Source organism: Rhizobium sp. 10N414 (assembly GCF_056394785.1).
The window spans coordinates 1-514 of record NZ_JBFTIN010000117.1 but is presented as its reverse complement, the minus strand read 5'-3'; the positions used below and the strand labels follow the sequence as shown (position 1 = coordinate 514).

Here is a 514-nt window from a genome sequence, read left to right as displayed (position 1 = left end):
ACACGCAGAACGCCGTTTCGTCTGGCCTGCGCGTCGGCAAGGCTGCCGACAACGCTGCCTACTGGTCGATCGCCACGACGATGAAGTCGGACAACAAGGCCCTTTCGGCTGTTTCCGACGCCCTCGGCATGGGCGCCGCCAAGCTCGACACSGCMTAYACGGCTGTCGACAGCGCCATCGAYSTCGTCGGCGAGATCAAGGCAAAGCTCGTTGCAGCCAGCGAAGCTGGYGTCGACAAGACCAAGCTTCAGGACGAAATCACCCAGYTGCAGGCACAGCTCTACAGCGTTGCCCAATCCGCTTCGTTCAACGGCGAAAACTGGGTCAACAACRCCGGCGGTACCGTCARCGTCGTTTCCTCCTTCGTCCGCGGCACCGGCGGCACGGTCTCGATCAAGACCACCGACTATGTGCTCGGCACGACCAACACCCTGTTCAACGGCACGACCACCGGCGGCATTCTTGGTGGGACCGGCGCAAGCTCCGGCCAGTCGGTCTACGGCTTCACGATCGG

1 protein-coding gene is annotated in these 514 nt (G+C 62.8%); it reads left to right on the top strand.

The window, feature by feature from the left end; genetic code table 11:
- Window positions 1-514 (top strand): flagellin N-terminal helical domain-containing protein (locus tag AC1DE4_RS31855; RefSeq protein WP_477884766.1); only part of this gene is annotated, 514 nt, incomplete at both ends.